At 64.2% G+C, this 25,347-nt stretch carries 24 protein-coding genes and 1 pseudogene; 8 read left to right on the top strand and 17 right to left on the bottom strand.

Annotation, left to right across the window (positions count from 1 at the left end; all coding sequences use genetic code 11):
* Positions 1 to 41 precede the first annotated feature (41 nt).
* On the top strand, positions 42 to 521 hold the full coding sequence (smpB, locus tag ACN0T5_RS11070) for an SsrA-binding protein SmpB (protein ID WP_417768691.1): 480 nt from the start codon (positions 42 to 44) through the stop codon (positions 519 to 521).
* Between the two features lie 113 nt (positions 522 to 634).
* Here smpB and ACN0T5_RS11065 read toward each other — a convergent pair whose 3' ends face one another.
* From ACN0T5_RS11065 to rpoZ, 11 genes are all read right to left on the bottom strand, one after another.
* Positions 635 to 1,072: an acyl-CoA thioesterase gene (locus ACN0T5_RS11065; protein ID WP_417768690.1), complete on the bottom strand. Its 438-nt coding sequence runs from the start codon at positions 1,070 to 1,072 to the stop codon at positions 635 to 637.
* 22 nt (positions 1,073 to 1,094) lie between these two features.
* Entirely contained in the window at positions 1,095 to 3,344 is a 2,250-nt protein-coding gene (gene parC, locus ACN0T5_RS11060; RefSeq protein WP_417768689.1) for a DNA topoisomerase IV subunit A, read from the bottom strand.
* An 80-nt stretch (positions 3,345 to 3,424) separates the two neighbouring features.
* Positions 3,425 to 4,186 carry a DNA repair protein RecO gene (gene recO, locus ACN0T5_RS11055; RefSeq protein WP_417768688.1) on the bottom strand — a complete coding sequence of 254 codons (762 nt, stop codon included), beginning with the start codon at positions 4,184 to 4,186 and terminating at the stop codon, positions 3,425 to 3,427.
* 19 nt (positions 4,187 to 4,205) lie between these two features.
* On the bottom strand, positions 4,206 to 5,129 hold the full coding sequence (gene era / locus ACN0T5_RS11050; protein WP_417768735.1) for a GTPase Era: 924 nt from the start codon (positions 5,127 to 5,129) through the stop codon (positions 4,206 to 4,208).
* A 50-nt stretch (positions 5,130 to 5,179) separates the two neighbouring features.
* The gene (gene rnc / locus ACN0T5_RS11045; protein WP_417768687.1) at positions 5,180 to 5,899 is read right to left on the bottom strand and encodes a ribonuclease III; all 720 of its coding nucleotides are present in this window, start codon (positions 5,897 to 5,899) and stop codon (positions 5,180 to 5,182) included.
* 31 nt (positions 5,900 to 5,930) lie between these two features.
* On the bottom strand, positions 5,931 to 6,683 hold the full coding sequence (gene lepB, locus ACN0T5_RS11040; protein ID WP_417768686.1) for a signal peptidase I: 753 nt from the start codon (positions 6,681 to 6,683) through the stop codon (positions 5,931 to 5,933).
* Between the two features lie 196 nt (positions 6,684 to 6,879).
* The gene (acpS, locus tag ACN0T5_RS11035; RefSeq protein ID WP_417768685.1) at positions 6,880 to 7,317 is read right to left on the bottom strand and encodes a holo-ACP synthase; all 438 of its coding nucleotides are present in this window, start codon (positions 7,315 to 7,317) and stop codon (positions 6,880 to 6,882) included.
* Positions 7,314 to 8,090 (bottom strand): pyridoxine 5'-phosphate synthase, encoded by a 777-nt coding sequence (locus ACN0T5_RS11030; RefSeq protein ID WP_417768684.1) that lies wholly within the window; start codon positions 8,088 to 8,090, stop codon positions 7,314 to 7,316. The genes acpS and ACN0T5_RS11030 overlap by 4 nt, the downstream gene beginning before the upstream one ends.
* 106 nt (positions 8,091 to 8,196) lie before the next feature.
* Positions 8,197 to 8,799 carry a DUF2062 domain-containing protein gene (locus ACN0T5_RS11025; protein ID WP_417768683.1) on the bottom strand — a complete coding sequence of 201 codons (603 nt, stop codon included), beginning with the start codon at positions 8,797 to 8,799 and terminating at the stop codon, positions 8,197 to 8,199.
* An 87-nt stretch (positions 8,800 to 8,886) separates the two neighbouring features.
* On the bottom strand, positions 8,887 to 11,100 hold the full coding sequence (locus ACN0T5_RS11020; RefSeq protein WP_417768682.1) for a RelA/SpoT family protein: 2,214 nt from the start codon (positions 11,098 to 11,100) through the stop codon (positions 8,887 to 8,889).
* A 141-nt stretch (positions 11,101 to 11,241) separates the two neighbouring features.
* The gene (gene rpoZ, locus ACN0T5_RS11015; RefSeq protein WP_306027617.1) at positions 11,242 to 11,652 is read right to left on the bottom strand and encodes a DNA-directed RNA polymerase subunit omega; all 411 of its coding nucleotides are present in this window, start codon (positions 11,650 to 11,652) and stop codon (positions 11,242 to 11,244) included.
* Between the two features lie 446 nt (positions 11,653 to 12,098).
* On the opposite strand from rpoZ, the gene ACN0T5_RS11010 reads away from it, so the two are divergent.
* Together ACN0T5_RS11010 and ACN0T5_RS11005 are read left to right on the top strand one after the other, a co-directional pair.
* Positions 12,099 to 12,692: an NYN domain-containing protein gene (locus ACN0T5_RS11010; protein ID WP_417768681.1), complete on the top strand. Its 594-nt coding sequence runs from the start codon at positions 12,099 to 12,101 to the stop codon at positions 12,690 to 12,692.
* 7 nt (positions 12,693 to 12,699) lie between these two features.
* Complete coding sequence (locus tag ACN0T5_RS11005; RefSeq protein WP_417768680.1) at positions 12,700 to 13,359, top strand: uracil-DNA glycosylase; 660 nt, start codon at positions 12,700 to 12,702, stop codon at positions 13,357 to 13,359.
* 128 nt (positions 13,360 to 13,487) lie between these two features.
* On the opposite strand, the pseudogene ACN0T5_RS11000 reads toward ACN0T5_RS11005, so the two are convergent.
* The 5 genes and pseudogenes from ACN0T5_RS11000 to ACN0T5_RS10980 form a co-directional block, all read right to left on the bottom strand.
* A pseudogene (locus tag ACN0T5_RS11000) lies at positions 13,488 to 14,219 on the bottom strand (arginyltransferase); the annotation flags it as partial.
* A gap of 25 nt (positions 14,220 to 14,244) precedes the next feature.
* Positions 14,245 to 16,080: an SLC13 family permease gene (locus tag ACN0T5_RS10995; RefSeq protein WP_417768679.1), complete on the bottom strand. Its 1,836-nt coding sequence runs from the start codon at positions 16,078 to 16,080 to the stop codon at positions 14,245 to 14,247.
* A gap of 165 nt (positions 16,081 to 16,245) precedes the next feature.
* Entirely contained in the window at positions 16,246 to 16,746 is a 501-nt protein-coding gene (locus tag ACN0T5_RS10990; protein WP_417768678.1) for an RDD family protein, read from the bottom strand.
* Positions 16,747 to 16,788: 42 nt separating this feature from the next.
* The gene (locus ACN0T5_RS10985) at positions 16,789 to 18,012 is read right to left on the bottom strand and encodes a threonine ammonia-lyase (RefSeq protein ID WP_417768677.1); all 1,224 of its coding nucleotides are present in this window, start codon (positions 18,010 to 18,012) and stop codon (positions 16,789 to 16,791) included.
* A 39-nt stretch (positions 18,013 to 18,051) separates the two neighbouring features.
* Positions 18,052 to 18,672: a LysE family translocator gene (locus ACN0T5_RS10980; RefSeq protein ID WP_417768676.1), complete on the bottom strand. Its 621-nt coding sequence runs from the start codon at positions 18,670 to 18,672 to the stop codon at positions 18,052 to 18,054.
* A 108-nt stretch (positions 18,673 to 18,780) separates the two neighbouring features.
* Here ACN0T5_RS10980 and ACN0T5_RS10975 point away from each other — a divergent pair, with 108 nt between their 5' ends.
* From ACN0T5_RS10975 to ACN0T5_RS10965, 3 genes are all read left to right on the top strand, one after another.
* Positions 18,781 to 20,190 carry a PLP-dependent aminotransferase family protein gene (locus tag ACN0T5_RS10975; RefSeq protein ID WP_417768675.1) on the top strand — a complete coding sequence of 470 codons (1,410 nt, stop codon included), beginning with the start codon at positions 18,781 to 18,783 and terminating at the stop codon, positions 20,188 to 20,190.
* A 337-nt stretch (positions 20,191 to 20,527) separates the two neighbouring features.
* Positions 20,528 to 21,190, top strand: coding sequence for a hypothetical protein (locus tag ACN0T5_RS10970; RefSeq protein WP_417768674.1), 663 nt, complete (start codon positions 20,528 to 20,530; stop codon positions 21,188 to 21,190).
* 32 nt (positions 21,191 to 21,222) lie between these two features.
* On the top strand, positions 21,223 to 21,951 hold the full coding sequence (locus ACN0T5_RS10965; RefSeq protein ID WP_417768673.1) for a hypothetical protein: 729 nt from the start codon (positions 21,223 to 21,225) through the stop codon (positions 21,949 to 21,951).
* Positions 21,952 to 22,161: 210 nt separating this feature from the next.
* Here the strand turns inward: ACN0T5_RS10965 and hemB are convergent, their stop codons facing one another.
* A complete protein-coding gene (hemB, locus tag ACN0T5_RS10960; protein WP_417768734.1) occupies positions 22,162 to 23,130 on the bottom strand; it encodes a porphobilinogen synthase in 969 nt (322 codons plus the stop codon).
* Between the two features lie 300 nt (positions 23,131 to 23,430).
* Between hemB and ACN0T5_RS10955 the strand changes: the two genes are divergently transcribed.
* Positions 23,431 to 24,570: an isobutyryl-CoA dehydrogenase gene (locus ACN0T5_RS10955; protein WP_417768672.1), complete on the top strand. Its 1,140-nt coding sequence runs from the start codon at positions 23,431 to 23,433 to the stop codon at positions 24,568 to 24,570.
* A gap of 85 nt (positions 24,571 to 24,655) precedes the next feature.
* The coding region (locus ACN0T5_RS10950; protein ID WP_417768671.1) for an enoyl-CoA hydratase/isomerase family protein at positions 24,656 to 25,347 on the top strand (692 nt) is incomplete at its 3' end.

Genomic DNA, 25,347 nt, shown 5'->3' with positions numbered 1-25,347 from the left:
TGCGGGGAGGCGGGTGACGCCTTCCCGCGCCGTGACCGAAAATGGCATCAAAACGCCCCGCCGACAGCAACCGCAAGATCATCGCGGACAATCGCAAGGCCCGGTTCAACTACGAGATCGAGGACACGCTGGAGGCGGGGATCGAGCTCAAGGGGACCGAGGTCAAGGCCCTGCGCGAGGGAAAGTCGATGATCGCCGAAAGCTATGCCAGCCAGGAAGGCGGCGAGTTCTGGCTGATCAATTCCTATATCCCGGAATACCTGCAGGCCAATCGCTTCAACCATGAGCCGCGCCGCAAGCGCAAGCTGCTGCTGCACAAGCGCGAGATGGCGAAGCTCGCCCTGGCCGTGCACAAGGACGGCAAGACCATTGTCCCGTTGAAACTCTACTTCAACGACAAGGGCCGGGCGAAGGTCGAACTGGCGCTTGCCCGTGGCAAGAAGCTGCATGACAAGCGCGAGACAGAGCGCCAGCGCGACTGGGGCCGCGAAAAGGCGCGCCTGTTGAAAAACGCGGGATAAGCTCTGGACAAGCTTGGGATGGAGTGTGGACGAATCGGAACGGTATTCCGGCTTTGTTCCCTGATCCTCTGCTTTAATTTTCTGATCCAATAGATTCTGAAATATGGATAAATTCAGTTTTCGGTAATCGAGTCCAAAAGCGCTCGCCGGGCGCCGTCTATCGCTGACGGCCGCCTTGTGGAACGATCGACCTGCACATGCACGAAACGCCCTTGTGCGCTGGCGGTTGTTTCTTCGCCGGCAAACAATGCGATCTCGTAGGTCACCGACGAGCCGCCGAGGCGGGCGACCCGGATGCCGGCACGGACCGTGCCCGGGAATGTCAGTTCCGAGAAATAGGCGCATTGCGTCTCGACGACGAGGAACACGGTCTCGGAACTGCGCGGGTCGAGCACGCCTTGCTCGATCAGCCAGCCGTTCACGGCTGTGTCGAAATAGCTCAGATACTCGACATTGTTGACGTGCCCGTAGACGTCGACATCCATCCAGCGGGTGGGAATCTCGCGGAAGAGCCGGAAATCGTCACGCGTCAGCGGCAAGGGGCGGGGCATGTCGCACGCTTCTCCTCAGGTGTCAAAGCGTGCGCCGGCCGAACGTGTTCGAGCGCGGGAAGCCGTTGGGCGGCAGGCGGCCTGCCTGCGCGCGGTCGCCGCGCCAGTCGGTCAGTTCCTCCAACTTGCGGGTGAAGCTGCGGCCGGAGGAATCCGTCCAGGTCAGCCCGTCCTCGCCCTTGAAGACGATGACATCGGAGACGCCGCCGTCGCGGTAGCGCTGCAGGCGCACGCCGCGTCCGCGCGTCATCTCCGCCACCTGCGCCAGCGGGAAGACGAGGAGCTTGCGGTTGCGGCCGATGATGGCGACGTGATCACCGTCGGCGGCAACGCAAAGCTGCGCTTCCCCCGGTGCGGTGACGTTGAGCACCTGCTTGCCCTTGCGGGTGTTGGCGGTGACATCGGCCTCGTTGACGACGAAACCGCGCGCCTCGTCGGAGACGACAAGCAGCTTGCGGTCACCGCGATAGACGAAGACGTCGATGACGTCCTGCCCTTCCTCCATGTCGACCATCAGGCGTACCGGTTCGCCATGGCCCCGCCCGCCCGGCAGCTTGTCGGCGCCGAGCGTGAAGAACTTGCCGCCGGTGGTGAAGACGAGGAGCTTGTCCGTCGTCTCGGCGAAGAGCGAGAGCTTGAGCGCGTCGTCCTGCTTGAAGGCGAGCGAGGCAAGGTCCTGCTGGTGGCCCTTGAGCGCGCGGATCCAGCCCTTCTGAGAGACGATGACGGTGATCGGCTCCTTCTCGATCATCGCTTGGTGGATATCGACGACATCGTGCTCGGGCGCATCGCCGAAGGTGGTGCGGCGCCGCCCGAGCGGCGTTTCCGGACCGTAGGCCTTGGCGATTTCGCCGATCTGCTTGCCGATCCGCGTCCACTGGCGCGCGTCGGAGCCGAGCAGCGTCAGCAGCTCGTCGCGCTCCGCTGTGAGCTTGTCATGCTCCTTGCGGATCTCGATTTCCTCGAGCTTGCGCAGCGAGCGCAGCCGCATGTTGAGGATCGCCTCGGCCTGCACCTCGGTGAGGTCGAAGGCGGCCTTCAGCGAGGCCTTGGCATCGTCCTCCTCGCGGATGATGCGGATGACCTCGTCGAGGTTGAGATAGGCGATCAGGTAACCGCCGAGCACTTCCAGCCGGTGCTCGATCTGCGCCAGCCGGTGCTGCGAGCGGCGGACCAGCACTTCCTTGCGGTGCTCCAGCCATTCCGCCAGCACCTGCTTCAGGCCCATCACCATGGGGATCCTGCCACCCGACAGGACGTTCATGTTGAGCGAGAAACGGTTCTCCAGATCGGTGAGCTTGAAAAGCGATTCCATCAGCAGCGCCGCGTCGACATTCTTGCTGCGCGGGATGAGGACGAGGCGCACGTCCTCGGCGGATTCGTCGCGCACGTCGTCGAGCAGCGGCAGCTTGCGGGCCTGCAGCAGTTCGGCGATCTTCTCGATCAGCCGCGATTTCTGCACCTGGTAGGGGATTTCTGTGACCACCACCTGCCAGGTGCCGCGGCCCAGATCCTCGACCTCCCAGCGGGCGCGAACGCGAAACCCGCCGCGGCCGGTCTCATAGGCCTCCAGGAAGGCCGCATCGTTCCTGACCATCACGCCACCGGTCGGAAAGTCCGGCCCTTGCACGAATTGCAAGAGGTCGGCGGTCGTCGCGTCCGGCGTCTTGATCAGATGCTGGGCGGCGGCGCAAAGTTCGCCGATATTATGCGGCGGGATCGAGGTCGCCATGCCGACGGCGATGCCTGCCGCGCCATTGGCGAGCAGGTTCGGAAAGCCGCCCGGCAGAACGATCGGTTCCTTGTCGAGCCCGTCATAGGTCTCGCGGAAGTCGACCGCGTCCTCGTCGAGCCCGTCGAGCGTGCGCATCGCGATGTCGGTGAGGCGGGCTTCCGTGTAGCGCATGGCGGCGGCGCTATCGCCGTCGATATTGCCGAAATTGCCCTGTCCGTCGACCATCGGATAGCGGACGGCGAAATCCTGGGCGAGGCGCACCAGGGCGTCATAGATCGCCTGGTCGCCATGCGGGTGGTACTTACCCATCACGTCGCCGACGACGCGGGCGCATTTCTTGAAGCCCGCATTGGGGTCGAGTTTCAACAGCCGCATCGCGTAGAGCAGGCGCCGGTGCACCGGCTTCAGCCCGTCGCGCACATCCGGCAGGGCCCGATGTGTGATCGTCGACAGTGCGTAGGAGAGGTAGCGCTCCTCGAGCGCGGAGCGCAGGTCGATCGGTTCGATGCCACCGGGCGGAATCAGGTCTTTTCCCATGGCTATTGGCTACAGGTATTCGCGCGTCCGCGCAACGCATGGAACGCTACGGATGGCGGTTTTCCGCCGCTTTGGCGCGTTCACAGCGACCGCATGACCGCCTGCAGGAACCCGTCGCGCGCCGGCGAGACGGGGATCTGGCGCGGGGCCAGCACATGCCGGTCGAGAAAATAGCCCGTCAGGCGGAACGCCGCGTCGATCTGGGGCCCGTCAAGGCCCGCCAATTCACCCTCGTCGGCGACGACCTCGGCTGCGTGTTCGGGGCGCGCGCCGAGGAAGGCGGGCAGCGGCAGGAGCTTCGGCGCGTAGGGAAGACCGGCCTCCCGGCATACCGCACGCCCTGATTTCGGCGAGACATAGACAAGGTCCTCGCGCGTGCCCGTTGCCGCGCATTCGCCGAGATCGAGGCCGAATCCGAGCTCGGCCAGCATCTGCAGCTCGAAATGCACCATCAGCGCGCCGGCGATGGCCGGATCGCCGAGATGGGCGAGGATCGTCTCCAGCCCGTCATGCAGCTGCGGATGCGGGTCGCGCTCGGGCAGGAGATGGAGGAGGGCGGCAAGCGCCTGGATGCCGTAGACGCCGGTGGGGCTCGCCATCAGCCCGGCGGCGCGCATCTCCAGCGGTTCGACGGCGAACAGGCCGAGATGGTTGTCGAGCCGCGCCCGCCAGGTCAGCCGGGCGCCGTTGCCCGGCTGCAGGGCGGCCTGCATCTTGCGGCTGCGACCGCCGCGCACGAGGCCCAGATGCCGACCGTGCTCGCGCGTCATCACCTCGAGGATCAGGCTGGTCTCGCCGTGCTTCCTCGTCGCCAGGATGATGCCGTCGGCGTTCCATTCCATCTCGGTTGTGCCGGCCTCCCTACCTCGGGAACTCCAGGCCCATCTCGCGGTAGCGCTCGGGGTCGTCCGCCCAGTTCTCGCGCACCTTGACGAAGAGGAAGAGATGCACCGGGCAGCCGGCGGCCTCGGCGATCTCGGCGCGGGCGGCCTGCGAGATCGACTTGATCGTGCGCCCGCCCTGGCCGAGGACGATCACCTTCTGGCTGTCGCGCTCCACATAGATGGTCTGCTCGATGCGCACCGAACCGTCCTTGCGCTCCTGCCAGGCTTCGGTCTCGACCGTCGACATGTAGGGCAGTTCCTGATGCAGACGCAGGAACAGCTTCTCGCGGGTGATCTCGGCCGCCAGCATGCGCATCGGCAGGTCCGAGGCCTGGTCCTCCGGGTAGAGCCAGGGGCCGGGGGGAACGGTTTCGGCAAGATAACCCATCAGGTCGTCGAGGCCGTAGCCCTTGGCGGCGGAGACCATGAATGTCTGGTCGAAGGGCGCGCGCGCATTGGCGTTCGCGGCCAGTTCAAGCAGCGTCTCGCGCTGGGTGATGTCGATCTTGTTGAGCACCAGCACCTTCGGCAGGCGCACATCCGCCAGCCGGTCGAGGATCGCCTCGGCCTGCTCGTCGATGCCTCTCTTGGCGTCGATCAACAGCACGACCACATCCGCCTCGCGCGCGCCGCCCCAGGCCGTGTCGACCATGGCCCGTTCCAGCCGCCGCTTGGGGCGGAAGATGCCCGGCGTGTCGACGAAGACGATCTGGGAGGCGTCCTGCATCGCGATGCCGCGCACCAAGGCACGCGTCGTCTGCACCTTGTGGGTGACGATCGAGACCTTGACGCCGACCAGCGCGTTGAGAAGCGTCGACTTGCCCGCGTTGGGAGCACCGATCAGCGCGACGAAACCGGCGCGGGTGGCAGTCCCGCTGTCGTCGCCGGAAGGGCCGCCGATGCGGCCCGCGCCCGGTTCGGTGCCGGTCGGGGTGTCGTCGTCTTGCGCGTTCACGTGTCGTCTTTCCCTGTCAGAAGTCCCTCGCGCCGCAGGGCGGTTTCGGCCGCTCGCTGTTCCGCGATCCGTTTCGAGCCACCGGCGCCCTGCGCCGGTTCGTGGCCCTCGATATCGACGCGAACGGTGAAGCTTGGCGCATGGTCCGGCCCGCTTCGTTCGGTCATCGTGTAGATCGGGGCGGGCTTGCCGCGTCCCTGTGCCCATTCCTGCAGCATCGTCTTGGGATCGCGCAGCGGGCCCGAATAGCTCGTCATGCGCGGTCCCCAGAGACGCTCGATCAGATTCTGCGCCGCTTCCAGCCCGCCGTCCAGATAAACCGCCGCGATCACCGCCTCGCAGACATCGGCGAGGATGGCGGTCTTGCGCTTGCCGCCGGTCTGCGCCTCGCTCTCGCCGAGCAGCACGGCATCGCCGAGCTGCAGGTCGCGAGCGACCTCGGCACAGGTCTCGCGGCGCACGAGCTGGTTGAGGCGGCGGGCAAGCTCGCCCTCGTCGGCCTTCGGGAAAGCCTTGTGCAGCATGGTGGCGATGGCAAGGCCGAGGACGCGGTCGCCCAGGAACTCAAGCCTCTGGTAACTGGCATCGGGACCGCCGCTGCGCGCCGTGGCGCTGCCATGGGTCAAGGCCCGCGACAGGAGCTCCCTGTCGCCAAATGCATGGCCGAGGCGTGCCTGCAGCCGGGCCTCGGCCTTTTTCTGCCCGTCGGTTGTCATGATGCCAGTTTGCCCCGATCGCTGCTGCGGATCAAAGCATCCGGAACAGGCGGCTGCCGCGCACCGTCCACGGCCACTTCCAGAACATCCAGGCGGAGGCGTCCTCGTCGACGGAGAAGAACAGCATTTCCGCCCGGCCGACGAAGTTCTCGAACGGCACGTAGCCGACCGCCGAAAGCACCCGGCTGTCGGTCGAATTGTCGCGGTTGTCGCCCATCATGAAATAGTGGCCGGGCGGCACCTTGTAGACGCCGGTATTGTCCCAGGTGCCACGCGTCGTCAGGTCGAGCGTGTCGTAAGACACGCCGTTCGGAAGCGTCTCGCGGAAGCGGGGCACGCGGCGGACATTGCCGAATGTGTCGGTGGAGATGAAATCGTCGATGCGGGTGCGCTCCACCGCGGTGCCGTTGATGTGCAGAACGCCGTCGATCATCTGGATCTCGTCGCCCGGCAGGCCGATGACACGCTTGATGTAATCGATGGAGTTGTCGCGCGGCAGCTTGAACACGGCAACGTCGCCGCGCTCGGGCTCTTCCGCCCAGATACGCCCCTCGATCGGCATCAACCCGTAGGGGAACGAATAGCGCGAATAGCCGTAGCTGTATTTGGAAACGAACAGGTAGTCGCCGATCAACAGCGTGTCCATCATCGAGCCGGACGGGATGTTGAATGGCTGGAAAAACAGCGTCCGCACGACGAGGGCGAGCAACAGCGCCTGCACAAGTACCTTGACGGTCTCGTAGAGGCCGCCGTCCTTGCTCTTTTTTTCTTCAGACACGCTCATTGCATCCTTCGTGGTGGGAGGCGGTACATCTTGTTGTTCAACGGCAGCCGGAGCCTCGGCGCGAGCCATGCTCACCGGCCAGTCGTTCCAGTGGCCCCGGGAGGTGGATTCCGCCGGATATTCTTGGCTTGTACCGGCTCGCTCCTGTCGACGCAACGCAAACGCGCATCGATAGGTTCCGGATGTTCCCGCGCTGTCAGTCGCGTTCGATCGGGTCGACAAGCGGCTGCGGCCAGTCCTCCGGCCAGGCGCTGATGACGACGAAGGCCTGGGCCAGCGGATCGTCGTCGGTGATCGTCAGGTCGATGCGCGCCACGAAGCCCGGGGGCACCAGCCGTTGCAACCGGGCGGCGGCGGAGCCGGCAAGGCGCATGGTCGGCTTGCCGGACGGCAGGTTGACCACTCCCATCTCGCGCCAGTTGACCCCCATCCGGATACCGGTGCCGAGCGCCTTTGAGCAGGCTTCCTTGGCGGCGAAGCGCTTGGCATAGGAGGCGGCGCGCATGCGGCGGCGGTCGGACTTGGCCCGCTCTTCCTCCGTGAAGACGCGTTTGACGAACCGCTCGCCGAACCGCTCCAGCGTCTTCTCGATACGGCGGATGTCGATCAGGTCCGAGCCGATGCCGACGATCATCCGGCCGCCCCTGAGGCGCGTGCCGCCCCCGGGCGGGCCTCGTCCATGCATCGGCGCATCTGGTGGATGGCGGTTTCGAGGCCGATGAAAATCGCCTCGCCGACAAGGAAGTGACCGATATTGAGTTCGGCAAGTTCGGGGATGGCGGCGATGTCGCCGACGGTGTCGAAGGCGAGCCCGTGGCCGGCATGGACTTCCAGCCCGAGCGAGGCTCCGTAGGCCGCCGCCCGGCGGATGCGCGCAAGCTCGGCGCGGGCGCCGTCCAGGTCGCCGTCATTGCGCAGATCGCAATAGCGGCCCGTGTGCAGCTCCACGACCGGCGCCCCGAGCGAAACGGCCGCATCGAGTTGCCGCTCGTCCGCCTCGATGAACAGCGACACCCGGCTGCCGTTCTCGGCGAGCGCGGAGACGACCGGTTTCAGGTGGTTGTGCTGTCCGCGTGCGTCGAGCCCGCCCTCCGTCGTGCGTTCCTCACGCTTTTCGGGAACGATGCAGGCCGCATGCGGGCGGGCCTTCAGCGCGATGGCCAGCATTTCCTCCGTCGCCGCCATCTCGAAGTTGAGCGGCAGGTCGAGCTCCCGGGAAAGGCGCTCGATATCGGCGTCGGAAATGTGCCGTCTGTCTTCCCGCAAATGCGCGGTGATGCCGTCGGCCCCGGCTTTTGCCGCAAGCTGCGCCGCGCGCACGGGGTCGGGGAAGCGGCCGCCGCGCGCATTACGGATCGTGGCGACGTGATCGATATTGACGCCGAGACGCAGGCGTTGAGATGTCATGCGGAAGGCTCCCGGGGTAACGCAGGCTGGGACACGAGAACGAGGCGTCCCCAATATGGGGCAGTCCGGGCGCCTGCTTCAACGGCAAAGCGGACGCGGCATGGCTTCACGTATCCGCGTCGGCATCCACGTCCGGCCGTGCATGCGCGGCAAAGCGCGTCCTGCGTGTGGCGATCTTCAGCCGGCGCGAGCGCTGGTAGGCGCGCACGCTGTAGAAGACGAGGAAATAGAAGAATGTTCCAACAACGATGCCCAGCGGCAGCGAGCCAAGCAGCATCGGCTTGATCAGCGGCAGGATCACATCGAGAGACTTCTCGAAGAAGCCGCCGCCCAGATGCCTGTCTATCGTGCCGTGATCGAGCGTCTTCGCCTCGCCATAGATGAGCAGCGAGCCGATCTTGTAGGTGAAGGCCCAGATGAAGGGGAAGGTGAGGGGATTGCCCACCGCTGTCCCGAGCGCGGCCGCCAGCATGTTGCCCCCGATCAGGAAGGCGACGACGAAGCTCAGCAGAAAATGGAAACCGATGAACGGCGTCATCGACGCGAAGGCGCCCGCCGCGAACCCCAGCGCGATGGCGTTCGGGCTCGCCGTGAGCCGCAAGACCCGCTTCGAGAAATAGCGGGCCGAGCGGGCAAAGCTGTGACGCGGCCAGACAGCCACACGCAGGCGCTCCAGGTGGCTCGGTTTGTCACGGCGTTTGAAAAGCATGCGGGCTCTTGTCTTCGATTCCTGTGGCGGCCACCCGCCTGGTTCAAAGTTGCGCTGCCGGAAGCGGACCCGGCCGATGCCGGTGTTCTAGCCGATTTCCCGTGTCACGCTCGATACGTTCGTCTTCGCCCGCAGCTGGTTCATGATGCGGGTGAGATGTTTCAGATCCCATACCTCAAGATCGATAAGGATTTCGTGAAAATCCGCCGCCCTTCGCAGCATTTTCAGATTGTCGATGTTTCCGTCCAGTTCGGCGATTGTCGCGGCGATCGTGGCCAGCGACCCCGGCTCGTTGAGCGCCGAGACGTTGATTCTCGCGGGGAAGCGCTCGCGATGCTCCTCGCTCATGTCCCAGCGGACATCGAGCCAGCGGTCCGTCTCGTCCTCGAATGCCTGCAGGGCAGGGGACTGTATCGGATAGATGGTGACGCCGATGCCCGGTGTCAGGATGCCAACGATTCGGTCTCCAGGCACCGCGCCGCCATCGGGCGCGAAGGAAACCGGCAAATCGCCGGCGAGACCGCGAATTGGAAGCGGGCGGGACGAATCCGCGTCCTCGTCGCTCTCCGGTATCCTGAATTTCATGCCGCTGCCGGATTCAAGGTCGAACCAGCCGTCTTCCGGACCATGCGCGGCATTGGGCAGCCGGTCGTCGCGATAGTCGGGATAGAGCGTCGCCACGATTTCGTGGGCGCGGATTTCGCCCCGCCCGACGGCCGCCAGGAGGTCTCCCACGGCGGTGAAGCCGAGCGGCGACAGCGCGCTGCCGAGACGGTCGTCGTTGAATGCGTGGCCGGCGCGCTGGAACGCGCGCTCCAGGATATGCCGGCCGAGCGAGCCGTATTGCTGGCGGGCGCTCTCGCGCGTTGCCCGGCGAATGGCCGCGCGGGCCTTGCCGGTGACCGCGATCGATTCCCAGGCCGGTGGCGGCGTCTGCGCCTGGCTGCGCACGATGTCGACCTCGTCGCCGTTCCTCAGCTCGGTGACCAGCGGCATGATCTGGCCGTTGATCTTGGCGCCGACGCAGGTGTTGCCGATGTCGGTATGGACCGCATAGGCGAAGTCGATCGGCGTTGCGCCGCGCGGCAGGGCGATCAGGCGTCCCTTCGGGGTGAAGCAGAAGACCTGATCGTGGAACAGCTCCAGCTTGGTGTTCTCCAGGAACTCTTCCGGCGTGTCGCCCTGCGACAGCAGTTCGATGGTCCGCCGCAGCCATTCATAGGCGCGGCTTTCCTCGTTCAGCTTGTTGACGTTGCGCCCGCCGAGTTCTCCGTCCTTGTAGAGCGCATGGGCGGCGATGCCGTATTCGGCCACCCGGTCCATGGAGGTCGTACGGATCTGCAACTCGACACGTTGCCGGCTCGGACCCACGACCGTCGTGTGGATGGAGCGGTAATCGTTCTGCTTGGGCGTCGACAGGTAGTCCTTGAAACGCCCCGGGACGGCCGGCCAGGTGGTGTGAACCACCCCGAGCACCCGGTAGCAGGCCTCGACCGTACCGACCACGACGCGGAACCCGTAGATGTCGGACAGTTGTTCGAAGGCGATCGACTTCGACTGCATCTTGCGGAAGATCGAGTGGGGCCGCTTCTCCCGGCCGCGCACGAGCGCGGCGATGCCGCGTTCTTCGAGCCGCGACATCAGGTCGTGCTCGATGTCGAAGATGAGGCTCTTGTTCTTTTCCTCGAGCGCGCCGAGGCGATCCGTGATCGCCGCATAGGCGTCGGGGTTGAGGGTGCGGAAGGCAATGTCCTCCAGCTCCTCGCGCATGTCGTGCATGCCCATGCGCCCGGCGAGCGGCGCATAGATCTCCATCGTCTCTTCTGCGATGCGCCCGCGCTTGTGCTCCGGCATGTGATGGAGCGTGCGCATGTTGTGCAGCCGGTCGGCCAGCTTGACCAGCAGCACGCGCACGTCATCGGCAATGGCGAGCAGAAGCTTGCGGAAGTTTTCGGCCTGCTTCGCCCGTTTGGAAGCAAGGTCGAGGCGCTTGATCTTGGTCAGCCCGTCGACGAGCTTGCCGATTTCCGGGCCGAAGAGCCGGTCGATCTCGTCGCGCGTTGCCGACGTGTCCTCGATCGTGTCGTGCAGCAGGGCGACGGCGATGGTGGCATCGTCGAGGCGCAGGTCCGTGAGGATCGCCGCCACTTCGAGGGGATGCGAGAAATAGGGGTCGCCCGAGGCGCGCATCTGCGTGCCATGCTTCTGCATGGCATAGACATAGGCCTTGTTGAGCAGCGCCTCATCGGCGTTCGGATTGAAACGCTGGACGCGTTCGACCAGCTCGTATTGCCGCATCATCGCGGAAACGCCTCACACATCGGTGCGGCTGCCGCTACGCCACGGTCTTTCGACGAATGGTGAAGTCGACCAGCGGCCGCGTCGCGGCGTCTGCCGCTCGACGACGCGCGGCAGCGCTGGAGCGCCGCCGGGCGTCTTCGGTCAGATATCGTCCTTGCGCTCCGGCGGAACAAGTCCTTCCAGGCCGCGCAGCAGGTCTTCTTCCGACATGCGGTCGAATTCGACGGCACTGTCGTCCACCGCATTGACCTCTGTGCCGCCCTGCTGCTGCTGGGACGAGGTGTTGGGAACCATCGGCACCGCGTCCGCCTCCGGCTCGTCCACCTCGACATACTTCTGCAGCGAGTGGATCAGGTCTTCCTTGAGATCTTCCGGGCTGACGGTCTCGTCGGCGACCTCGCGCAACGCCACGACGGGGTTCTTGTCGTTGTCGCGGTCGATGGTCAGCGGCGAGCCGTTGGAGATCATTCGGGCACGATGGCTCGCAAGCAGCACCAGTTCGAAGCGGTTCTCGACCTTGTCGATGCAGTCTTCGACGGTCACGCGCGCCATGGGTATTCTCCATAATCTGTTGTCGGCAAGCGGTGACATGTACTGTGTTGCACCGCCCAACGCAAGCCTCGCGCAAGGATGTGACACAAGATTGTTTTTAATCAGGTTTCCGGAATTGCTTGGGTTCGCTTGCGAATCACGGTGAAAATCGCGTCGAGTTCTGTTGCCGTTTCATGGAGAAATGGTGTAGTGGGACTTGCATACCGGCGGCGATAGAAGCCGTCCAAAGCAAAGACGGAGTGCTTGCATGACGATGCACTCCACGGGCACGGAAACCGGATGGGTAATCCGGATTGCAGGTCGATCCGTAAACGGTACCGGGTATAGCTTATTCTCATGCGTGGCGGGCGAAACCGCGTGTCAGGGCTACCCGTTGTAGTCGGCGGGGACAATGATCCTCGGCTGCCGTAGATTGTCCTGTGTTACAGCGAAGGGTATTCCAAAAGATGTTCGATCCGCGTGAGAAGGTTGCGTTATTTATTGATGGAGCGAATCTGTATTCAACGGCGCGTACCATCGGATTCGATATTGACTACAAGATGCTTCTTCAGGAATTCCAGAAGACCGGATACCTCCTGCGGGCATATTATTACACTGCCCTGATCGAGGATCAGGAGTATTCGTCCATTCGTCCGCTGATCGATTGGCTGGATTACAACGGCTACAAGGTCGTGACCAAGCCTGTGAAGGAGTTTGTGGACTCCTCCGGCCGCCGCAAGATCAAGGGCAACATGGATATCGAACTGGCCGTCGATGCCATGGAGATCGTCGAGCATGTCGATCACATCGTGCTGTTTTCCGGCGATGGCGATTTCCGTTCTCTCGTCGAGGCGTTGCAGCGCAAGGGCCGCAAGGTGAGCGTTGTCTCCACCCTGCAGACCCAGCCGCCGATGATTGCCGACGACCTGCGTCGCCAGGCGGACCATTTCATCGATCTCGCCACGCTGGCGAAGAAGGTCGGCCGCGATCCGGCCGAGCGTCCGTCCCGCCCGGCTCCCGTGCGCCGGGCCGAGGTCGAGGAAGACGACGACGAGTATTGAACCGGGAATGTCTTCGGCTTCTCCCAAGCTGCCGGACCCCGGGCGGGACTGCCCGTCCTGCCCGCGTCTGGTGGCGTTCCGCGAGACCCACCGGGCCCTCAGCCCGGATTGGCACAACGCGCCGGTGCCGACGTTCGCGGCGCCGCGTCCGCGCCTGCTGATTGTCGGTCTCGCGCCGGGCCTGCGTGGCGCCAACAAGACCGGACGTCCCTTCACCGGCGATTACGCCGGTGACCTGCTCTACGAGACGCTTGGGGATTTCGGCTTCGCGCGCGGCCGGTATCAGGCGCGCCCGGATGACGGTCTGCAACTGGTCGATGCGGCGATCACCAATGCCGTGCGCTGCGTCCCGCCGGAAAACAAGCCCGTCGGCGCCGAGATTCGCAACTGTCTTCCCTATCTGAACCAGACCATTGAGGCGCTGCCGTCACTGGTTTGTCTGGTCGCACTCGGCCGTATCGCGCATGACGCCACGCTGACGGCCCTTGGCGCGCGCCGCGCCGCACATCCGTTCGGCCACAATGCGCGGCATGTCCCGCGTGAGGGGCTTGTGCTCTTCGACAGCTATCACTGCTCCCGCTACAACACCAACACCGGGCGGCTGACGCGCGAGATGTTTCGCGACGTGTTCGCGGCCGTGCGCGCAGAAATCGACGCCGCACCCTAGAAGCGGAACCCGCCGAGCGGTCTGGAACCGTCGCTTTCGCCTGTATTCGCCTCAGTCTCCGGACCGTTTCCGGAGCGGGCATCCCGGTCGTCGGCCGACGGCGTGTCGCCTGGGATGTCGGCGGCGAACCAGCCGGCGGGGCCGAGATGGTCCTGCGGCTGAAACCGGGCCTTGTAGTCCATCTTCGGCGAGCCGTTCACCCAGTATCCGAGATAGACATAAGGCAGTCCGAGCCCGCGGGCGCGCTCGACATGGTCGAGGATGAGATGAGTGCCGAGGGAGCGCTTGCCGGCGTCCGGTTCGAAGAACGAATAGACCATCGACAAGCCGTCGCTCAGCCGGTCGGTGAGGGCAACGCCGAGCAATGGCCCTTCTCCGCGTCCGGTGATGAACGTGTCTGGGCCGCGCTTGCGGTATTCGACCAGCATCGTCTCCACATGGGTGTCCTCGATCATCATCGCATAGTCGAGAACCGTCATGTCCGACATGCCCCCTCCTGCGTGACGGGCATCGAGATAACGCCGGAAGAGATCGTATTGCTGCGAGGAAGGAGCCGGCTCGCTGACGGTTGCAACGATATCGGCGTTGCGGGTCCACAGGCGGCGGAAGGAGCGCGTCCAGTGAAAGTCGTCGACGCGGATGCGGATCGATACGCAGGCGCGGCAGTTCTCGCAGGCCGGACGGTAGGCGATGTTCTGGCTCCGGCGGAAGCCGCCCTGGGTCAGAACGTCGTTGAGCACCTGCGCCTTTGAGCCGACGAGATGCGTGAAGACCTTGCGCTCCTGCTGTCCCGGCAGATAGGGGCAGGGTGAGGGGGCCGTCAGGTAGAACTGCGGTGTATCGGTCGGATGTCGGGTCAATGCCGTCCTTTCCGCTCAGCGCTGCTCACAGCATTGCGAAACCATAGTATATGGGCGCAACAAAAGTGAAGGTAAGCCAAAGAAGCAACGCAAGCGGTGTTCCCGCGACAAGAAAATCCGAAAATCGGTAATGACCCGGCCCCATGACGATCAGATTGGTCTGATAACCGATCGGCGTGGCGAAGGAGCAATTTGCGGCAAAGATCACGCAGGTGACGAAGGCCTCGACCGGCAGTCCGGTCTGCACGGCCATGTTGACCGCGATCGGGGTGAACAGAACCGCCGTGGCGTTGTTGGACAGGAGGTTGGTGAGCAGCATCACCAGAAGGAACAGCGCCGAGAGCATGATCATCGGCGGCTGACCCTGGAGCTGCGCGACCAGAAGGTCGGCGATCGCCTTGGCGCCGCCGGTCACCTCCAGCGCGCTGGCAGCGGCGATCGAGGCGCCGATCAGCATGAAGATGCGGCTGTCGACGGCGCGCAGCGCCTGACGGACGTTGAGGCAGCCGGACAGAACCATGGCAAGCGTCGCCGCGATGGAGGCGGTGACGATCGGCACCAGGCCGAGGGCGCTGACGGTGACCATGATCGCGAAGATGGCGAGGGCGCGCGGGGCCAGCCGGCGCGGCGGCAGTTCCGCGGCCGACCAGTCGAGCAGCAAGACGTCCCGGTTCTTGCGCAGACGCTGAATGTCGATTGCCGTGCCCGCAACGAGCAGCACGTCGCCCGGTTCCAGCCGGATCTCCGTCATTGCCATGCGCGGCATGCGCGAGCGGCGCTGCACGCCCATCACCACGCATTGGGTCTCCGAGTGAAAGCCGCTCTGCGAGATGGTGCGCCCGGAAATGCGCGAGGCCGGGGCAACGACCACTTCCGCAAGTGTCAGTGAACGTTGCTGGGGCGCGCCGTTCTCGCTATCGGAAGCGTCGTCCCCGTCGGTGGCCATCAGTGGCCGGCGCTGCGACAGGGCGGCCGTGAGAGCCGTGCGGGTGGCGGCAACGATCACCGTGTCGCCGGGCATCAAAGTGACATTCTCGAAGGGCGGGAGAATCGGCCGTTCGCCGCGTTGCACCAGGCGCACCGTCATGTCCTTCAGCGCCGGGAACAGCCCCGCGACCGAGGTCACGCCTTCCAGCGGATGGCCGCTGTGGATGGCGATCTGGGCGATGAACTGCTTGCCAGAGGAGACCTGCAGTTCGTCCGCCATCGAGCGGCGAGGCTTCAGCAGGTAGGGCATGACGAACAGCACGTAGAGGCTGCCGACGGCGGCCAGGATGACGCCGATCCCGGTGAAGCTGAAGAAGCCAAGCTTCAGATCGCTGGTTCGGGCCGCCACGTCGGCGACCAGCAGGTTGGTGGACGAACCGATCAGGGTTGTCATGCCGCCCAGGATGGCGATGAAGGAGAGCGGCATCAGCAGGCGGCCTGCCGACTTTCCCTGGGCCGCAGCCACTGCCGACAGGATCGGCAGGAACATCACGACGACGGGGGTGTTGTTGAGAAAGCCGCTGATCACCGCGACGGCGATCAAAATGGGTGCCGCCGCGAGCATCGGCCGTCGTCGCGTTGCATCGACGATGATCTTGGCAGGGCGCTCCAGCGCATCGGTCTGGAACAGGCCCTGGCCGACGATCAGGAGGCATATGACGGTGACGAGCGCCGGATTGGCGAAGCCGGCAAGCAGTTCGCTCGGGCCGATGGAGCCGCCGTTCGCCGGTTCGAAAACGCTGAAAATCAGGAGAAAGGCGACGACGGACCCGAGCGCCACCGCCTCAAGCGCGAAGCGTTCCAGTGCATAGAGCACGATGGTGAAAACGATCACCACGAACGTCAGGATCATCGCGGGATCGGCTGGCAGCATACGTCGGGGCCCATCTCCTCAAACGGATCGCACGCCGTCGAGGCGGGCGGCGCGGCGTGCGCTCGACCTCATTTGTACCGGTCCCGGGCCGTTTCGCAAAGCGGCAAACAGGCATGTGCCTACGGTGTGGAAGAGAATGATTTTTCCTGAACCTTCGACTTTCGGTCAGTTCATTCCACTTTCGCGGTTGAAGACCACGGTGCCCAGCACGATGTCGTGCAGCAGGCGCTTCTCGCCGTTGAAGAAGGTGGCAAGCAGAAGCAGGGGGATGGTGATCGAGAACCAGGACAGCAATGCATGCATGCCGGCGATCAGCACGTCGGGCCGCTTGCCGGACACCATCCGCATGGTCAGTCCCATGGTCCGCATGCCCGGGGTCGCGCTGTTGGCGCCGCCCAGCGTGAAGGCGACATAGGCGAGCGCCACTGCCGGCCACAGGATCGGCATGAGCAGCCAGCCAAGGCCGAAGGTGAAAATGCCCAGGATGCCGACCAGAAGCCCGGCAAGCGCCGTCAGCGCGATGATCAGCACGGCGTCGAGGAGAAAGGCGAAGATCCGGTTGGTGCGGACATTGGCATAAAGGCGCGGATCGTCGAAGCCGGCCGACGGGCGCGCCATGAAGTCGGTTTCAGACGGGTTCTGCATGGCATCCTTTCGTGCGTTCATCGGGCTCACGTGGGCATTGCCGCGCGGAATTTCAAACCGGGCCTAAATGCGCGATTCGCCGAGATCGAGCATGCGCACCGAATGGCCGGCCTGCTCGAGCGCTTCGTGGATGCGGGCGGCATGGTCGCGGTCATGGGTTTCCATCGCCACGTCGAGCGTCGTGCCCTTTGCCGGAACGTTGAGAAACAGCCTGTGGTGCGACACTTCCAGGATGTTGCCGCCGAGCCGGCCGATCAGTGTCGAGATCTCGCCGAGAATGCCCGGCCGGTCGGCCGTCGTGATGCGGATCGACAGGAGCCGCCCTTCACGCGCCAGCTCCCGCACCATGATCGAGGAGAGCAGCCGCGGATCGATGTTGCCCCCGCACAGCACCAGGCCCGTCCTGCGGCCGGCGAAGCGTTCGGGATAGCTGAGAAGCGCGGCCAGACCGGCCGCGCCCGCGCCTTCCGCCATCGTCTTCTGACGTGTGAGATAGGCGTTGACCGCGCGCTCCAGTGCCGCTTCGTCGACGAGCAGGATGTCATCGACGGTGCGGCGTACGATCTCGAGCGTCAGCTTGCCGACATTCTTTACCGCGATGCCCTCGGCCAGCGTCGCGCCGCCGCACCTGACCTCGCCGCCGCGCAGCGCGCCGATCATCGAGGGGTAGAGCTCGGCCTCGACGCCGATCACCTCGATGCCGGGTTTCAGCGCCTTGGCGGCGGTTGCCATGCCCGAGATCAGCCCGCCGCCGCCGATCGGCACGACGAGGCAGTCGAGATCCGGCTGGTCCGCGAGCATTTCCAGCGCGATTGTCCCCTGTCCGGAAATGATCGCGGGATCATCGTAAGGGTGCACCCAGACGAGACCTTCATCGGCTGCGATGCGCTCGGCCTCGGCCTGCGCGTCGGCCAGCATTTCGCCGGCGAGCACCACCCGCGCGCCATAGCCGCGCGTCGCCGCCACCTTCACGAAAGGGGTGGGTTCCGGCATCACGATTGTCGCGGGAATGCCGAGCCGGGCGGCGTGATAGGCAACCGCCTGGGCATGGTTGCCGGCGGACATTGCGATGACGCCGCGCCGGCGTTCATCGGGCGTGAGCGTGTCCAGCTTGACCAGCGCGCCGCGTTCCTTGAACGCGTTGGTGACCTGCAGGTTCTCGTATTTGACGAAGACTTCTGCGCCGGTGAGCAGCGAGAGTTTCGGCGCCGGCAGGCAGGGCGTGCGCATCACCGCCCCTTCGATGAGGCTGGCGGCGCGGGTGATCGTGTCCAGCGTGACCTGCATTGGAGCAACCTGACTTGGGAAAGCTTGCCCCAACTGCCATCAAGCCGGGATCATTTGCAAGCTCAGGATGGTGGAACCGACCATCAGTCCGGCAAGCGCGATCCTGAGGCCCTGCAGGAAACGACCCGGGCCGCTGCCCTGCCGCAGCCATCCGCCGGCCAGGAGCCACAACCCGTTGAGAAAGCCGCCGAGCAGCAGGAACGTGAGCGAGAGCACGAGCGCATCGAGGAAGTAGCGCTCGGCCGAGACGAACTGGCTGATTCCGGCGATCTGCATTGCATAGGCTTTCGGGTTGAGCGGATGCACCCAGAAGCCGCGCAGATATCCCGGAACCCGCTCCATGGCGCGGCCGCCGGCACCGTTGCTGCGCAGGATGGTCCAGGCGAGATACAGAATGTACCCCATGCAGGCCCAGCGCAGGACCTGAAAGACGTGCGGTGCGCTCTGCAGCAAGGCGAAAAGCCCGGCGACATTGAGCCAGAAGATCACCTGGAAGCCGCTCATCGTACCGGCCATGAAGGGCAGGGCGGGCCGCGCCCCGAAGGCGAGGCCGCTTGCCATCAGCGACATGTTGGCGGGACCGGGAGAACCGACCATCGCCGCCACGAACAGGGCCAGCAACCCGAACTGGGCGGCGGGCATCAGCATTTCGGAAGACATTGCCTCGAACCTTGCAGGGCCGCGGGCGAGCGAGCCGCGCGGCAGGATTGTGCCAGGTCAGGACAATTGAATTGAAACAATATCTGATACAATGATAACATTGTGCTCATGACAATATTCTCCCAGTTGGCCGACAACGGCTCCGTGCCGGGCGCACGATCGCTGGAGCAGCATCTGCGGCGCGGCATCGAGGACGGGCGGCTGTCTCCCGGCGAGCGTCTTCCGCCGATTCGCGAAGCGGCCTGGAAACTCGGCTGCGCGCCCGGCACCGTCGCGCGCGCCTATCGCGGTCTGGTCGCGGCGGGACTGGCTCATGGCGAGGTCGGACGCGGCACGTTCGTTGGCGGCGGCGACCGCAAGCTGGCTTTTCCGCAACCGCGCGAAGACGGGCGCAGGACGGAAGCGCCTGACGCGCGCGCGGTGGCCGACTTCAGCGTCAATGGTTTCCTGATGGAGGATGCCGGCCCGCTGCTGACGCGGGCGCTGCAGCAGACCACAACGATGATTGCCGGGCGCTCGGTCCCGCTTTCCTATCGCGGGGTTGGAGAGGATGGCGACGAGCGCGAGAGCACGGTCCCGTTCCTGTCGCGTTGGCGCGATATCGCCTCGGCCGACGAGATCGTTGTCACCGCCGGGGCTCAGGCGGCGCTTTCGGCGGTCTTCCTGGCGTTGCAGCAGCCCGGCGGCGGGATTGCCTGCGACACGCTCACCTATCCCGGCGCGATCGGCGCGGCGGCCGCGATCCGCGAGCGCCTCTTGCCCTTGCGCATGGACGAGGACGGCATGGATCCGGATGCGCTCGACGCGCTCTGTCGTCGCTCACCGGTTTCCTGTGTGTTCCTGATGCCGGCCGTGCAGAACCCCACGGGCCGGACAATGCCGCTTCGCCGCCGCGAGCAACTGGCCGAGGTCGCGCTGCGCCACGGCGTCCCCATCGTCGAGGATCAGGTCTACGGCTTTCTGGAGCAGGCGCGCGTTCCCGGTTTCTCGCATCTCGCACCGGACACGACCGTGCTCGTCACCGGCCTGTCGAAATGCGTCGCGCCGGTGCTCCGCGTCGGGTATGTCGCCGCGCCCCGGCCGCTCGCCCGCAAGGTGATGGCGGTGCAGAACGCGCTCAACCTGATGATCTCGCCGATCCTGACACAGACTGCCGTCCGTGTCCTTGCGGATCCGGAATTCGAGGCGCGGCTCGCCCGCCTGCGGCAAGGGCTGACCCGCCGCGCCGATCACGTCGCAGCTGTCTTTCCCGATCTTGACCGGTCCCGGCTGGCGGGCGGTCTTGCCTGGCTTCCGGTCGGAGAAAACTGGACGGCGGACGGCTTCGCCGCCGAGGCGGAGGCGGCCGGTATCCGCGTCTCGCCCGCCCGCTTCTTCGCGGTCGAACAGCGGGCCGCCCCCCAGTCGGTACGCCTGTGTCTGGCCTCCGTCGCCGGCGAGGCGCACTTTCAAACGGCGATTGCCGACCTTGCCGCCCTTCGCGGCGCTCGCCCGCCGATGGCAGGCCTCGCGCCGTAGGGGCGGGGTTTGCCGCCCGGTCCTCGGCCTCGCGGATCCTGTCCGTCGCGGAAAAAAGGCGCAGGACTGGCGTCTCGACAGGGAGTTCCGCAGGGAAGACAGATGGCAGGAATAGACTTTATGTCCGGTCGTGAAGCTTGATTTGCCCGCAGCCCGAAATTCGCCGCCCGAAAGGCATCCGGTTGTCGGATCGAATGGAGCAGGTTAGTTTTGCTTTCAAGGATTTTTTGAAGCGTCGACACCGGCGCCATGCAGCAGGAGTTGGCCTCGCAACGCTGCTGGGATGGACTAGCTGATATATAAATTTGATGCTGGTATAGGTAGGGAGCCGGCAATCATGGATAAGATTCGGAAATTTGGAGCTCCGGTTACATTTGCTATAGTCATCGCAGCAATGCTCGGTTGGGCATACATATTCGGCCCCAATTTCATAGGTGTGCCAGCGCCGCACGAAGTGCCACAAGAAAAAGAAGAAGTAAGGTTGGTACGAATACCTTTGGAAGAGGCGTTTAATATCAGTTCCCAGATTGCCCAGCTTTTTGTATCAATCTCGTTTGGCCTTTTTGTGATCGTCGGATACGCGTTGTCCCGAGATCAGCGCAATATCAGAACGTTGTCGGTCATTGATGTTGTGGCAGGGTGCGCGTTTATTGCCTGCACATTCATTTGTTTCTACTTGGTCTACCAACTTCGGTACGGTCAATATGCGGCGATCCAACATCGCTACACTGAAGATTCGCTGAGGCAAACGATAGCGTGGTTTAACGAAGTTCACGCCAAGCTGGCGTTTTGGGTCGGCGTGTCCGCCATCCCCGCATTCTTCATTGTCGCTCGGGTAGTATTTGTTGGCCGGGCTCCAATTTTTGGTGTGGGCACGAATTCAAATCTACAAGAAGAAGTTGTCCAAAAAACCTCCGTGTCTGGTTCTTCAAATGGTGAGGGAACCATGACCGATGTTCAACCCAAACGGGGGGATGCCAGCGAGGAGGAGAGAAAATGATTAGGTGCGCGTTTGCTGCCGGATGTCTTGCCTTGATTACGACTGTTCCGGCTACAGCGGCAGAGTGTTCAAAGGATCAATATGCTCAATTCTCGTATAAAGAACCAATTCCATTGGGAAATGATTCCCTACACTCTGTGATTTCAAGAATTTTGGAATGCGAAATAGAAATTCCGAGCGAAATAAACGTATACTATAATGATGGAATGAGTTTTGGTGAAGTCAAGGGATTGCTGGGAGATAAGATGATTATTGAAGAGATTGGAGTTTATTCGGGACCCTACTGGGTAATTTCGGAAGCGCGTACTGGCCAACAATTCGTGACCCCAACCGGCGACGTGGAGATTGCGCTCAACGCGCGGGAGCCTTTCGCTTTAACAATGAAGACCGGGCGCCTTCCTTCAGTTAAATACAACCCAGCCACTCAAGGAGTAGAGCCCAGGGTGGTGGGGCCAGCGGTAACTGAATTGCTACCCGACCTGAGAAACCAGGCGGCTCTCGCTGTGTTCAATGCTTCTGCGGGATTGGGTGGTGATCCGCTTCAGGAAATAACATTTCGATCCGAACCTGCCGCTGCCTCCCTCTGGTTTGACGATTCATTCAAAGGCGAAACTGAGAAAAGATTTGGGATAGCACGCTCTCAATTGAACACGGTGAAAATGACGCTCGAAGGCTACGAAGAATGCAACTCGTCGCATTATCGAAGAGTGGACACCGGCTACAACGTCGCAACAATTACTTGCGAGATGAAGAAGCAGTGAACATGCGGTTCAGAGTAAATGCCTCAGACGCAGGGTCCGCGTCAGTCAGTCGCCAGCTCCGTTCTCGCTGATCGCTCAGACTGCAACCAACGGCCGTTTTCTCACCCTCGCCACCAGAAGCGGATTGTCCGCTTCCCACCCCCAAGCGGCCCTCCGCGTCGGGCCTCAGACGACGGATCTTGACCACCTGGCCCTGACGCCCGTCGCGCCTCAGTCCCTGCCGATCAGCTTCCGTGCGGCCTGCGGCGCGAAATAGGTCAGCACCCCGTCGCAGCCGGCGCGCTTGAACGCCATCAGGCTTTCCATCATGGCGCGCTCGCCGTCGATCCAGCCGTTCTGCGCCGCAGCCTGGATCATCGCGTATTCGCCCGATACCTGATAGGCGAAGGTCGGCCGCAGGAACGTGTCCTTCACCCGGCGGATGATGTCGAGATACGGCATGCCCGGCTTGACCATGATCATGTCGGCGCCCTCGGCGATGTCGAGTTCGACCTCGTGCAGGGCCTCGTCCGTGTTGGCCGGGTCCATCTGGTAGGTGCGCTTGTCGCCGACCAGCGTCGCGTTGGTGCCGACCGCGTCGCGGAACGGGCCGTAGAAGGCGGAGGCGTATTTCGCCGCGTAGGACATGATCTGGATGTCCTGAAAACCGGCCGTGTCCAGCGCGGAACGGATGACGCCGACGCGCCCGTCCATCATGTCGGACGGCGCGATCACGTCGGAGCCGGCCTCCACCTGCAGGAGTGCCTGGGCGACAAGCTGTTCCACCGTCTCGTCGTTGAGGATCGTCTCGCCCTCCATCAGTCCGTCATGGCCGTGGCTGGTATAGGGGTCGAGCGCCACGTCCGTGATCAGCCCGACCGGCAGTCCCGCCGCCCGGATTGCCCGGCAGGCCTGGCAGATCAGGTTGCCGGAATTGAGGGCTTCGGTACCCATCGCGTCGCGTTTTGCCGGATCGGTATTGGGAAACAGCGCCAGCGCGGGAATGCCGAGTTCCGCCGCGATCTCCGCCTGGGCAACGATCCGGTCGACGGAGTAGCGGGTGACGCCGGGCATGGACGGCACCGGCTGTTCGACGCCGTTGCCGTCGGTCAGGAACAGCGGCCAGATCAGGTCGTCGACGGTCAGCGTGTTCTCGCGCACCAGCCGGCGGGACCAGTCCGTGCGCCGGTTGCGGCGCATCCGCCGGCCGCCGGTGACCGCGTCGACATTGGCTGACGGGAGGCGGGAAACAGGAGGCTGGGGGGCGTTCATCGCATCGTCCGTGATTTGCTTGTGCTTCGGTTGCCGGAGCCTAGCACCGCAAGGCGGGTGACCGGAAGGTGCTGATGGCGTGCGACCCACGGCCTGATTGACGCAGGCCCGGGCGCCCGATATCCAACCAGCACCGCCGTGACGGCGCGGCTCTTTGCGCGGCTGCCGGCAGGAACAGGTCGACAAGACAACCGGCGGGCGGGCCGGGCAAGGGGAGGGTACAGGCCCATGGATTTCGCTCTCGGTGAGGACCAGCGCGCGTTTCAGGATGTCGCCCGGCAATTCGCCCGCGACGAGATGGAACCTCACGCTGCTGAGTGGGACGAGAAATCCTTCTTTCCCGTTGAAACCCTGCGCAAGGCGGCCGAACTCGGCTTCGGTGGGATCTATGTGGGCGACGATGTCGGCGGCTCCGGACTTGGCCGCCTCGACGCGGCGGTGATCTTCGAGGAATTGTCGCGCGGCTGTACCTCGACAGCGGCCTATATCTCGATCCACAACATGGCCGCCTGGATGATCGACCGTTTCGGATCGCAGGCGCAGCGGGAGAGGTTCCTGCCCGCCCTCTGCTCGATGGAACATTTCGCCAGCTATTGCCTGACCGAACCGGGCGCCGGCTCGGATGCCGCCAGCCTGCGCACCCGTGCGGTTCGCGATGGCGACCACTACGTGCTGAACGGCTCCAAGGCCTTCATTTCCGGCGGCGGCATGTCGGATGTCTATGTGGTGATGGTGCGCACCGGCGGCGACGGACCGAAGGGCATTTCCTGCCTTGTCGTGGAAAAGGACACGCCGGGGCTCAGTTTCGGCGCGCAGGAGGTCAAGCTCGGCTGGAAGAGCCAGCCGACCGCGCAGGTGAATTTCTCCGACTGCCGGGTGCCGGTGGAAAACCGCATCGGCGAGGAGGGGCAGGGCTTTTCGATCGCCATGGCCGGCCTCGACGGCGGGCGGCTCAACATCGGCGCATGTTCGCTGGGCGCCGCCCAGAGCTGCCTGGAGCGGTCGATCGCCTACCTCAAGGAGCGCAAGCAGTTCGGCAAGGCGCTGGCGGAATTCCAGGCACTGCAGTTCCGCCTTGCGGACATGGCGACGGACCTGGAGGCGGCGCGGCTGCTGCTTCACAAGGCGGCGACGCTGGTCGATGCCAAGACCCCGGATGCGACACGCATGGCGGCGATGGCAAAGCGCATGGCGACCGATGTCGGCTTCGCGGTGGTCAACGAGGCGTTGCAATTGCATGGCGGATACGGCTATCTGCGTGACTATCCGGTGGAGCGTTACCTGCGGGATGTCCGGGTTCACCAGATCCTTGAAGGTACAAACGAGATCATGCGGGTGATCATCGCAAGGGATCTGCTCAAGGACTGACGGGAACGCTACCGGTATGACTGTCGTGATTTCAGTCATGCGTTGAATTGAACGAGTGGTCCGATATATTTGTTGAGGGTAGTTGATGAGTGAGCCTGAAATTCTTTTCGATCGCGTCGGTCATGCCGGCGTTGTCACGCTGAACCGGCCCAAGGCCCTCAATGCCCTGACACATGACATGGTTCTGCGGATGGCCGACACGCTGGCCGCCTGGGAAGACGATGCCTCGGTCCGCCTCGTGGTGGTGCGGGCTGCGGGCGAGAAGGCCTTTTGCGCCGGCGGCGACATTCGCCGCGTCTACGACATGGGCAAGGCGGGCGATCCGGCCCAGCGTTCCTTTTTCGCCGACGAGTATCGGCTCAATGTCCGGATCAAGCGCTATTCCAAGCCCTATGTGGCGCTGGTCGACGGCATCGTCATGGGCGGCGGTGTCGGCTTGTCCGTGCATGGCAGCCACCGGGTCGGCACGGAACGCACCACATTCGCCATGCCCGAGACCGGGATCGGCTTCTTCCCCGATGTCGGCGGCAGCTATTTCCTGCCGCGCATGCCGGACCAGACCGGCATGATGGCGGCGCTCTCCGCCGGCCGCCTGAAACAGGCCGACGCGCTGTGGGCCGGGATACTCACCCATGCGGTTGCTTCCGCCGATCTCGATGCGCTGACGACGGCGCTCGGCGAGGAGGCCGACGTCGACGCGGTGCTGTCGCGCTTCGCTGCGCGCCACGATGCGGGCACGCCGGCGCTGGCGGCGCGCGCGCCGCGCATCGCCGAACT

Source organism: Stappia sp. (genome assembly GCF_048261845.1).
In the GTDB taxonomy this organism is placed as follows: domain Bacteria; phylum Pseudomonadota; class Alphaproteobacteria; order Rhizobiales; family Stappiaceae; genus Stappia.
Note: the sequence above shows the minus strand (reverse complement) of the source record. Positions and strands in the feature narration are given on the sequence as shown.

Excerpts from the sequence above, each read along its gene's own strand:
- ACN0T5_RS11020 (WP_417768682.1), bottom strand. The coding sequence starts at position 11,100 with ATGATGCGGCAATACGAGCTGGTCGAACGCGTCCAGCGTTTCAATCCG.
- ACN0T5_RS10990 (WP_417768678.1), bottom strand. The coding sequence starts at position 16,746 with ATGAACGCACGAAAGGATGCCATGCAGAACCCGTCTGAAACCGACTTC.
- ACN0T5_RS10995 (WP_417768679.1), bottom strand. The coding sequence starts at position 16,080 with ATGCTGCCAGCCGATCCCGCGATGATCCTGACGTTCGTGGTGATCGTT.
- recO (WP_417768688.1), bottom strand. The coding sequence starts at position 4,186 with ATGGAATGGAACGCCGACGGCATCATCCTGGCGACGAGGAAGCACGGC.
- rnc (WP_417768687.1), bottom strand. The coding sequence starts at position 5,899 with ATGACAACCGACGGGCAGAAAAAGGCCGAGGCCCGGCTGCAGGCACGC.
- ACN0T5_RS10980 (WP_417768676.1), bottom strand. The coding sequence starts at position 18,672 with ATGTCTTCCGAAATGCTGATGCCCGCCGCCCAGTTCGGGTTGCTGGCC.
- ACN0T5_RS11030 (WP_417768684.1), bottom strand. The coding sequence starts at position 8,090 with ATGACATCTCAACGCCTGCGTCTCGGCGTCAATATCGATCACGTCGCC.
- ACN0T5_RS10985 (WP_417768677.1), bottom strand. The coding sequence starts at position 18,012 with ATGCAGGTCACGCTGGACACGATCACCCGCGCCGCCAGCCTCATCGAA.
- hemB (WP_417768734.1), bottom strand. The coding sequence starts at position 23,130 with ATGCGCCGCAACCGGCGCACGGACTGGTCCCGCCGGCTGGTGCGCGAG.
- parC (WP_417768689.1), bottom strand. The coding sequence starts at position 3,344 with ATGGGAAAAGACCTGATTCCGCCCGGTGGCATCGAACCGATCGACCTG.
- acpS (WP_417768685.1), bottom strand. The coding sequence starts at position 7,317 with ATGATCGTCGGCATCGGCTCGGACCTGATCGACATCCGCCGTATCGAG.
- ACN0T5_RS11010 (WP_417768681.1), top strand. The coding sequence starts at position 12,099 with ATGTTCGATCCGCGTGAGAAGGTTGCGTTATTTATTGATGGAGCGAAT.
- ACN0T5_RS10955 (WP_417768672.1), top strand. The coding sequence starts at position 23,431 with ATGGATTTCGCTCTCGGTGAGGACCAGCGCGCGTTTCAGGATGTCGCC.
- ACN0T5_RS10970 (WP_417768674.1), top strand. The coding sequence starts at position 20,528 with ATGGATAAGATTCGGAAATTTGGAGCTCCGGTTACATTTGCTATAGTC.
- ACN0T5_RS11065 (WP_417768690.1), bottom strand. The coding sequence starts at position 1,072 with ATGCCCCGCCCCTTGCCGCTGACGCGTGACGATTTCCGGCTCTTCCGC.
- ACN0T5_RS11005 (WP_417768680.1), top strand. The coding sequence starts at position 12,700 with ATGTCTTCGGCTTCTCCCAAGCTGCCGGACCCCGGGCGGGACTGCCCG.
- ACN0T5_RS11025 (WP_417768683.1), bottom strand. The coding sequence starts at position 8,799 with ATGCTTTTCAAACGCCGTGACAAACCGAGCCACCTGGAGCGCCTGCGT.
- ACN0T5_RS10975 (WP_417768675.1), top strand. The coding sequence starts at position 18,781 with ATGACAATATTCTCCCAGTTGGCCGACAACGGCTCCGTGCCGGGCGCA.
- smpB (WP_417768691.1), top strand. The coding sequence starts at position 42 with ATGGCATCAAAACGCCCCGCCGACAGCAACCGCAAGATCATCGCGGAC.
- rpoZ (WP_306027617.1), bottom strand. The coding sequence starts at position 11,652 with ATGGCGCGCGTGACCGTCGAAGACTGCATCGACAAGGTCGAGAACCGC.
- lepB (WP_417768686.1), bottom strand. The coding sequence starts at position 6,683 with ATGAGCGTGTCTGAAGAAAAAAAGAGCAAGGACGGCGGCCTCTACGAG.